Annotated in this window: 8 protein-coding genes; 7 read left to right on the top strand and 1 reads right to left on the bottom strand. The window is 50.6% G+C overall.

The window, feature by feature from the left end; translation table 11 throughout:
* Nucleotides 1-163 precede the first annotated feature (163 nt).
* The gene (locus ACGG90_RS13450; RefSeq protein WP_390410207.1) at nt 164-532 is read right to left on the bottom strand and encodes a hypothetical protein; all 369 of its coding nucleotides are present in this window, start codon (nt 530-532) and stop codon (nt 164-166) included.
* Nucleotides 533-1076: 544 nt separating this feature from the next.
* Between ACGG90_RS13450 and ACGG90_RS13445 the strand changes: the two genes are divergently transcribed.
* The 7 genes from ACGG90_RS13445 (at nt 1077) to ACGG90_RS13415 (ending at nt 8611) form a co-directional block, all read left to right on the top strand.
* Complete coding sequence (locus ACGG90_RS13445; RefSeq protein ID WP_390410206.1) at nt 1077-2045, top strand: ABC transporter permease; 969 nt, start codon at nt 1077-1079, stop codon at nt 2043-2045.
* A 237-nt stretch (nt 2046-2282) separates the two neighbouring features.
* On the top strand, nt 2283-2891 hold the full coding sequence (locus ACGG90_RS13440) for a YesL family protein (protein ID WP_390410205.1): 609 nt from the start codon (nt 2283-2285) through the stop codon (nt 2889-2891).
* A gap of 21 nt (nt 2892-2912) precedes the next feature.
* Nucleotides 2913-4028, top strand: a complete 1116-nt coding sequence (locus tag ACGG90_RS13435) for a glycoside hydrolase family 88/105 protein (protein ID WP_390410203.1) — start codon at nt 2913-2915, stop codon at nt 4026-4028.
* Nucleotides 4015-4902, top strand: a complete 888-nt coding sequence (locus ACGG90_RS13430) for a CocE/NonD family hydrolase (RefSeq protein ID WP_390410201.1) — start codon at nt 4015-4017, stop codon at nt 4900-4902. Before ACGG90_RS13435 ends, ACGG90_RS13430 begins: the two co-directional genes overlap by 14 nt.
* A 24-nt stretch (nt 4903-4926) precedes the next feature.
* Nucleotides 4927-5379, top strand: coding sequence for a DUF4064 domain-containing protein (locus ACGG90_RS13425; protein WP_390410200.1), 453 nt, complete (start codon nt 4927-4929; stop codon nt 5377-5379).
* Entirely contained in the window at nt 5330-6877 is a 1548-nt protein-coding gene (locus ACGG90_RS13420; RefSeq protein ID WP_390410198.1) for a glycoside hydrolase family 43 protein, read from the top strand. Before ACGG90_RS13425 ends, ACGG90_RS13420 begins: the two co-directional genes overlap by 50 nt.
* A gap of 216 nt (nt 6878-7093) precedes the next feature.
* Nucleotides 7094-8611: an ABC transporter substrate-binding protein gene (locus ACGG90_RS13415; protein WP_390410196.1), complete on the top strand. Its 1518-nt coding sequence runs from the start codon at nt 7094-7096 to the stop codon at nt 8609-8611.
* The last annotated feature ends 39 nt before the right edge of the window (nt 8612-8650 follow it).

The following is an 8650-nucleotide window of genomic DNA, read 5'->3' as shown; positions in this document are numbered from 1 at the left end:
CAGAATCGTCGTTGGTCTGGTAACTTGAGGCACTGATTGGCAAGTTGCCTAAAGTTGATACGATGAAGAAACTCTTGGAACAAAACGAGCCCGGCGTCATTTGAAAGTTGACCGCCGTCGGCGGTCAGAGTCACATTGGTATTGCATTGCAGGGATAAGCTGGTTAAAGTTGAGATGGTGTGAAGCCTCGCTTTCGTGATGGTTTTCGTTGACTCAACCTTAGCATATAGGCGCACCCAATGGGTGAAACACCAAAGCAGCGCACTCCCGTGTGAATCGTGGGATTGCGCTGCTTTTTTGAAATTCTATGAATAATCCAGGCGTATTTATATGCATTAACCGTCGGGTGGCTAGGCCATAAGATAAACGACTTGGTGGTCAATTCAGCTTGGCTGGCGAAGGAGCTGGCCAGCACGTTGATGAACGGCAGCAAACATAATAGCGTGAAGAACGTTAAGAACAAGACGATAACGACGTGAAAAAGGCGCTCTGAAGGCGACTCTTTGATCAGTCGGCTCGATTTAGCTCGCATAATAATCCCTCCAAAGAATATCGAAGCCAAATTGGATCAGTGGGCATCGACGGTAGATAAGCACGACTTGGCGTGCATGGTGCAAGACGAGATGCCAGATCAATTGCAGTTATTGTCAGATCCTGATGTCTCATCTGCTTGCCAGGCCCGGTTGTCTGCCTAGGCGAGCGATTGTCGCGCGGTTTCCCGCTCACGTTTCTAACTTAGCATCGACTGGGCGTAACCGAAATAATCACCTTTACAGGCTTGATTACAATCGCGCAAACTTCCTATTTATTGATGCAAGCGCCAGTGCGAAATGCATGGGATAAAACGCAGAAGCATAGTGAAGACTGATCTGCGGTTGTGCTAACACAGCACGTGCTCGTTGACTAACGGTTTGCAGATCAGTGAGCAAGTGAAGGATTGAGTATTCACGTAATCGCTTACAACTGTTATGTTGAAACTGCAGTTATTGCCAAGCATAGCGCGCGACGTTCCGGTTGTCCGTCGACGCGTTCAATACGCGGCCGCTTGCGGTCGGGCACAAAGAGAGGGATAGCTTATGGAACAGTCAATAACGCAAAAGCCGACTGATGATGAAGTCGCAGCATTGAAGAAGAAGCAGCGACGCAAGACTTTCAGTGAAATGAAGGAGAACACCTCACTGTATATCATGTTGTTGCCAGGGATCTTATATTTTCTGGTGTTCAAATATGTTCCAATGGGCGGGTTGATCATTGCGTTCAAAGATTATCAGCCTTTCACCGGGATCATGGGCTCACCTTGGGTCGGGTTCCAGCATTTTATTCGCCTGTTTACCGAAGGGGATTTCGTACAGTTGATGTCCAACACTTTGATCATCTTCGGCTTGGATATCATTTTCGCCTTCCCGTTTCCGATTTTCTTGGCGTTGCTGCTGAATGAAATTCGCAATATCCACTTCAAGAAGGCGGTGCAAACCATTATCTACCTGCCTCACTTCTTGTCTTGGGTGATTGTCGTTTCTTTGTTCTATGTACTGTTGACCACTGAAGGCGGGGTCGTGAACAACATCTTGACTTCGATGGGTCACGCCAAGATCTCATTCTTAACAGATACCCACTGGCTGCGGCCGATGTATATCATTCAAGAGATCTGGAAAGGCGCCGGCTGGGGGACGATCATCTACTTAGCCGCCATCACCAATGTTGATACGCAATTATATGAAGCGGCTGACATGGATGGTGCCGGTAAGATCGCCAAAATGTGGCACATCACGCTGCCGGCGATCCGCCCGACGATCGTGACCTTATTCATCTTACAAATTGGTAAAGTCATGGACCTGGGCTTTGAGCATATGTTCTTGGTGATGAACTCGATGAACAAAGGCGTCGCCCAAATCTTCGATACCTATGTTTATACCGCCGGGATCCAGAATGGTCAGCTGAGTTATTCCACTGCCGTTGGTTTGTTTAAAGGCGTGGTTGGGTTGATGTTGGTCATGATCGCCAACCGCTTAGCCAAGTCCGTCGGCGAAGACGGCGTGTACTAGAACCAGAGCGGAGCAGCCCGCACTTAGCGGTGGATATAAGGCGGGATGACAGTTGGGCGCTTTTTGCCTTGGCGGCGTCACAGCTTATATCACTGCCGCGTTGCTTTGCGTAGCTATCCGTACCCGCGATGCGCCACGCAGCTCGACGAAGACCACAGTCGTGTAAGGGCCGGGCAGGCAAAGCTTTGTCACATGCCCGCACGCAACCACAACTAACTAGAATCATGAGGTGATGAGATGTTTTCAATTGAGAAACTGATCAAGATCAATGATGCGATGATCGGCATGTTCAAGGTGTTGTACCTGAACTTGCTGTGGGGCGCTTTTACCCTGCTGGGGCTTGGGGTGCTGGGGTTTGGCCCGGCGACTTATGCGATGAGCAAGTATCTGGATCAGTGGCTGCGGTTGAAGAATCACCCGCCGATCACCAAGAGCTTCTGGCAGTATTACAAAGAGCGCTTCTGGCAAGCCAATGCGATCGGCTGGTTGTGCCTCGCAGCGTTTGGGATTGTCACGGTCAACTTATTCATGGTCAAGAGTGGGACCTTGCGTCTGGTGAATGTGGCTTTCTTGTTGCTTTTCGTGATTGCGTTTATGTACATTTTCAAAGTCATGGTCGCCATCAAGTTTGACAGGGTTTATGAAATCGTCCGCGGGGCGTTCTTGTTGGGTTTCGGGTATTTGTTGCAAACGCTGATCGCCGTGGCAGTCTTGGTGGTTGCATACTTGTTGGCTGCGGCGTTTGTGCCGGTATTATTGGTGTTGTTTGGGGTCGGGTTTGTTGGACTGGTGCAGTGCATCACCGGCAATTTGATCCTCGGCAAGCTTTACGGCAAAACGGTTTAGCAGCGAAAGGAAGACAGGCCCATGCAGAAGAATTCAGAAATTGCGTTAAAGACGTTGCTTGAACGTTGGCCGTTATTGCCTAAGCTGCCGTTTTATCAAGGCAAGTGGTCTTATGACATCGGCGTGGTGTTGCAAGGCGTGAAGCTGGCTTATGAACAAACCGGCACGCTGCAGTATCGCGACTATGTGCAGCAGACGATGGACTGCTATGTCAACGCCGATGGCAGCATCAACGGCTACGACCCTGCCAAGCACAATTCGGATTTCATCAATAATGGCAAGCTGTTGTTGTTCTTGTATGAACAAACCGGCGCAGAGCAATATCGTCTGGCAGCCGATCGCTTATATGCGCAGATCCAAACCATGCCGCGCACTAGCGCAGGCGGCTTCTGGCATAAGCAGGTATATACGCAACAAATGTGGCTGGACGGCTTGTATATGGTTGAGCCATTCTACGCCGATTACATTCTACGCTTTAAACCGCTGGAGGAACTTGATGACGTGGTGCGTCAATTCGAGCTGATTTATCTGCACACCAAGCGGCCAGACGGCTTGTTGGCTCATGCGTATGACGCTGTCAAACAACAGCCTTGGGCCGATCCAACAACCGGCCAGTCGCCTCATGCTTGGGGACGGGCGATGGGTTGGTATGCCATGGCGTTAGTGGATTGCATTGAATTGATGCAGCCGCAAGCTCCAGCTGATGCTCAGCGTTTGATCAAGCTGTTTACGCAAGTTTATGCCGCCATCCAAAAGGTGCAAGACCCAGCGACTGGCGTATGGTATCAAGTCTTAGATGCAGGCGCCAAGCGCGGCAATTATCTAGAAGCTTCGGCCAGTGCGATGTTTGTGTATGCGGCGGCCAAAGCATTGCGGCTAGGCGTGTTGCCGGCGACTGAATATGCTTGGGTGCAAGCGGCTTATGCCGGCTTGTGTGAGCAGTTCGTGTTTTATACCAAAGAAGGCTGGTTGAACTTGATCCGCAATTGCCAAGTAGCAGGCTTAGGCGGCAGTGACCAGCGCGATGGCAGCTTCGTGTACTACATCAGCGAACCGATCATTGCCAACGACTTCAAAGGCTACGGCGCGTTCTTGCAAGCGGCGCTGGAAGTGGAGGCATTGGATGAGCAGGCGTGAGGAATTGATCGCGTTGTTAGGCAAGCGGCCTAAACTCGCCCCAAGCGGCCAAGTGTTGTTCACCAGGCCGCATGGTAAGGCCACACTTGAGACATTGGCCTTGACGCTGAATGATATCGAGCAGGTGCCGGCGTATTTTGCCTATCCTAACGATGGTCAAACCCATCCGTTAGTGATCTTCAACCATTCCCATGGCGGCAACTTTGCTTTAGGCAAAGACGAATTGATTGCGGGTAACACTTACCTTTGCGATCCGCCGTTTCTAGATGCCTTGTTGGCGCAAGGCTATGCGGTGGGCTGTATCGACATGTTCGCATTCGGTGAGCGGCAAGGCTTCAAGGAAGAAGAATTGGTCAAAAGTTTCCTGATCACCGGCCGTACTGTGTGGGGGATGCGCTTGTTTGACAACATGCAATTCGTGTCATATCTCAGCATGCGGCCTGAAGTTGATCCGGCGCGCATTGCCACGATCGGCATGTCCATGGGCGGCATGATGAGCTGGTGGCTGGCGGCGTTAGATCCGCGCATCAAAGTCTGTGTGGATATCGCCGGGCAAGTGGATCTGGAAACTTTGATGGCGCAGCGCGGCTTAGGCCATCATGGCTTTTACTATTATGTGCCAAGTTTACTGGAACATTTTTCCACGCAGCAGATCCAGGAATTGATCGTGCCGAAAGCGCGCTTGAGTCTTAGCGGACGCGGGGATGTGATGTGTCCGATTCAAGGGGTGCAGAAACTTGATGCCGGCTTGCAAGTGGCTTATGCCAAGGCGCAACAGCCTGACAATTGGCGAAGTATTTCGGCTACTGGCGGCCATCAAGAAACTGCGGCGATGCGGGCGGCATGGCTGCAATTCATGCAAGTGCACCTATGAGTGAGTAAAGAAGGAGCGAAGATGATGACACGCAAATGGGAACGGATCATTGGCCTGATTGGGATGATCTTGGTGACAGGCTTGCTTGGCGGTTTCTCGGCAACAGTCAACTTAATGAAACCAGCGCAATACGAGAAGATCTTGGCGCCGATGTTTGCCAGCAGCCTCCAAGGTGTTTCCGCTAAGCAAGGCTTGTTGATGTTTAAGACATTAGGCGCGTGGTTTGGCTACACGGTGATCATCGTCTTAACGTTAGGGGTGATCGCCAACTTGTTATTGCGCCACCACAAGCGAGTGCGCTTGGCAGGCGGCCTATACCTGATCGCCGGGGTGGTGACGCTGTTGGGGTCACAACTGATTGCCTATCCTTTAGCGTTCATCTTCTTTGTGGTCGCAGTGCTGTGTTTCATGCGAAAGGAGAAAAATATTGCAAGCGATAACGATTCACAATCCGATCCTGCCGGGGTTCAATCCTGACCCGAACATCTTAAAAGTCGATGAGACGTATTATATTGCGGTGTCATCTTTCGAGTGGCTGCCGGGGATTCGCGTCTATGCATCTAAGGAACTGGTCAACTGGCAGCATTGTACCGATATCTTGACCACGCAAGTTGATTTGTCAGGCAATGGTGAAGGCGGCAGTATCTGGGCGCCGCAGCTGTCTTATGCCGATGGGTTGTTTTATTGCATCTATACCGATGTGAAGAACGCGCAAGGCCCGTTTAAAGACTGCAACAACTACTTGATCACCGCCCCTGAAATCACCGGGCCATGGTCGCAGCCGGTGTATGTCAACTCCAGCGGCTTTGATCCGTCACTGTTTCATGACGATGATGGGCGCAAGTGGTTTGTTAATGAGTTGTGGGACCACCGCATGACCACCTCCAACAAGTCTTGCGGCATTGTGTTGCAAGAATATTCAACGGCGCGCAAGGCGTTGATCGGCCCGCGCTACAAGATCTTCGACGGTACCGCCTTGGCCAAAACAGAAGCCCCGCAGCTATACAAACACCACGGCTGCTATTACCTGATGACAGCAGAAGGCGGCACCGGCCATGATCATTCGGTAACGGTGTGTCGTGCCGAAACCATTACCGGCCCATACACGGTGATGCCAGGGGATTCGCTGTTAACAGCGCGCGACAAGCCGGAATCGCCGCTGCAATGCAGCGGCCACGCCAGCTTAGTCGAAGGTGTTGGTGAACATTGGTATATTGCATACTTGTGCACGCGGCCAATTGGCGGCCAACACATTCTGGGTCGCGAAACAGCCCTGCAAGAAGTGCGCTGGACACAAGATGGCTGGCTGGAAACAGTCGATCCTGGCAATGGGCCAACTTTGACGCCTGTGGTATATACCCAACATCCAGTCACTCAGGTGCAACACTTAGACTTTCATGACGATTTTAAAGCCCACACCCTGGATCCGCAGTGGAATGTGCTGCGCAAGTATCCGGCAGATTGGCTGGATTTATCCGGTGATCATTTGCAGATCAAAGGCGGCCAATCGCCGACGTCGGCGTTTAGCCATCACTTATTGGCGATTCGCCAGAATGCCTTTGATTTCACGGCTGAATGCCGCTTGCGCTTTAAGCCTGAAACCTTCAACCAGCTGGCAGGCTTGATGTTGTTCTTAGATCAGCAGCGTTACTTGTACTTGCACCTTACCGCCACAGAAGATGTGGCAACACCAGTGGCGCAGCTGTCGCGGTATCAAGGCGGCCAAGATTATTGGTTGAGTGATACTGTGGCGGTTAGCGCCGAGCAAATCGGCTTGCGCTTTGTCGTACAAGGGTTAAGTTGTCAAGCCTTCATTCAAGATGGCGATCAAGCTTGGCAAACCTTAGGACCGATTCAGGATCTGGGATTTTTGTCAGGCGGCTTCACCGGGAATTTCGTGGGGATCGCCGCACATGACATTGACTTGTACAACGGCATCACGGCGGACTTTTATCGCTTTGATTACACGGTGTGAGAGGATGATTATCCGCTGAGCAGATGCGCATTGTAACGGCGCGAAACTGTAAGCGGATACAGATACATGGTCAACTGATTATAGCCAAAATGGCAGATCCACCTTAAGCTGAATTTGTGAATTCACATCTAACTATTCAGCACTCATTATCGCAACACCAAAATTGGGGAACGGCCTGCGGGCCAAAACAGAACAGCTCAGAGAGGGGCAATTCAGATGCGAGTGAAGAATTTTGTCAAGGTAGGGACGACCTTACTGTTTGCAACGGGGATGTTGGCAGCATGCGGGAACAGCAAATCAAGCAGTGCAACAGATAAAGACAGCAACAGCGCCTCAACCAAGAAAACCGTCACTTGGACCACGATGTTACATACGCCGACTGCACCAAGCGGCGATGTACAAAGCAAATTAGAGAAATATACCGGCATGAAGATCAAGTTCTCATGGGTGCCGGATGCGTCTAAAGACGAAAAGATCAATGCGGCTTTGGCTTCCAAGTCATTGACCGATGTGACGAGTTTAACCGATATTTCCAACGCCACCGTCCGCAAGGCGATGAAATCGGGGATGTTTTGGGATGTTGAGAAGTATTTGAAAGACTATCCAAATCTAGCCAAGATCTCCAAGAAAACCATCAACGCGTCTAAAATCGACGGCCACTTGTATGGCGTGCCTTATGTGAAGCCAATGGCCCGTTATGGGATCTTGATTCGCCAAGACTGGCTGGATAAGTTAGGCTTGAAGGCGCCAAAGAATGTCAATGATTTAACTAAGATCGCCCAAGCCTTTACCGAAGATGATCCAGATGGTGACGGCAAGAAGGATACGGTTGGGTTTGTTGAGCGTAACGAATCCTTCAACGTTGGCTTCCGCAGCATCACCGGCTACTTTGGCGCCGGCAATCAATTTGCGGTGGTCAAAGGCAAAGTGATTCCAAGCTTCATGCAATCCGGCTATAAAGATGCGATGAAGTTCTATCGCAACATTTACAAGAACGGCTGGATGAACTCTGACTTCTCTGTAATGGCCAAGCAAGACCAGAAGAACTACATTGCCCAAGGCAAAGGCGGGATCGTGGTTTCCGGCTTGATGGAAGCTTCCAACTATGTCGCCGCAGCCAAAGGGACACCTCAAGAAAACAAGATGAAGTGGCTGTTAGTCAATGACCTCAAAGGCACCAACGGCAAGCGCACCACGTTGTCTGATACCAACGGCGGGATGGGCGGCTGGTTAGCCATTTCCAAGCAATCCGTTAAGTCGGTCAAGGATCTCAAAGCCGTATTGAAGTTCATCGACAAGTTGTCTGACAAGAAGCCATATGTTTGGATGACTGAAGGGATCGAAGGCCAACACTACTCCTTGAACAGCAAAGGCGAATACACCATCACCAACGAAACCAAGTGGGAACAAGAAGTGCAGCCATTTGCCAGCTCCCGTCCTTCTGAAACTGTGGCAAACTTGAAGTTCACCGATCCTTTGAAGAACGAACAACAAGAAAAAATCGCCGACAATGGCAAATATGCCGTCATCAACCCAGCCCAATCGCTGTCTTCTGACACGTATGATGCCCAATGGTCGACGCTGATCGAACCGATCCAAGACGTTTACTACAAGTACATGATGGGCCAAAACTCCATGAAGGATTGGGATGCCGCAGTTAAGACCTTCCGTTCTTCTGGTGGCGACCAAGTAATCAAAGAATTCACGGCCAGCTACAAGAAAGCCAATGATTAAGCGATAGTTCTCAACACCGCTTAGGATAAGCCGGCACTT

This window comes from Lacticaseibacillus jixiensis (assembly GCF_042847315.1).
GTDB classification, from domain to species: Bacteria; Bacillota; Bacilli; order Lactobacillales; family Lactobacillaceae; genus Lacticaseibacillus; species Lacticaseibacillus jixiensis.
Note: the sequence above shows the minus strand (reverse complement) of the source record. Positions and strands in the feature narration are given on the sequence as shown.

What these genes read in the sequence shown, in the direction of transcription:
- ACGG90_RS13435 (WP_390410203.1), top strand. Translation starts at nt 2,913, where the DNA reads ATGCAGAAGAATTCAGAAATTGCGTTAAAGACGTTGCTTGAACGTTGG.
- ACGG90_RS13450 (WP_390410207.1), bottom strand. Translation starts at nt 532, where the DNA reads ATGCGAGCTAAATCGAGCCGACTGATCAAAGAGTCGCCTTCAGAGCGC.
- ACGG90_RS13425 (WP_390410200.1), top strand. Translation starts at nt 4,927, where the DNA reads ATGACACGCAAATGGGAACGGATCATTGGCCTGATTGGGATGATCTTG.
- ACGG90_RS13440 (WP_390410205.1), top strand. Translation starts at nt 2,283, where the DNA reads ATGTTTTCAATTGAGAAACTGATCAAGATCAATGATGCGATGATCGGC.
- ACGG90_RS13430 (WP_390410201.1), top strand. Translation starts at nt 4,015, where the DNA reads ATGAGCAGGCGTGAGGAATTGATCGCGTTGTTAGGCAAGCGGCCTAAA.
- ACGG90_RS13415 (WP_390410196.1), top strand. Translation starts at nt 7,094, where the DNA reads ATGCGAGTGAAGAATTTTGTCAAGGTAGGGACGACCTTACTGTTTGCA.
- ACGG90_RS13445 (WP_390410206.1), top strand. Translation starts at nt 1,077, where the DNA reads ATGGAACAGTCAATAACGCAAAAGCCGACTGATGATGAAGTCGCAGCA.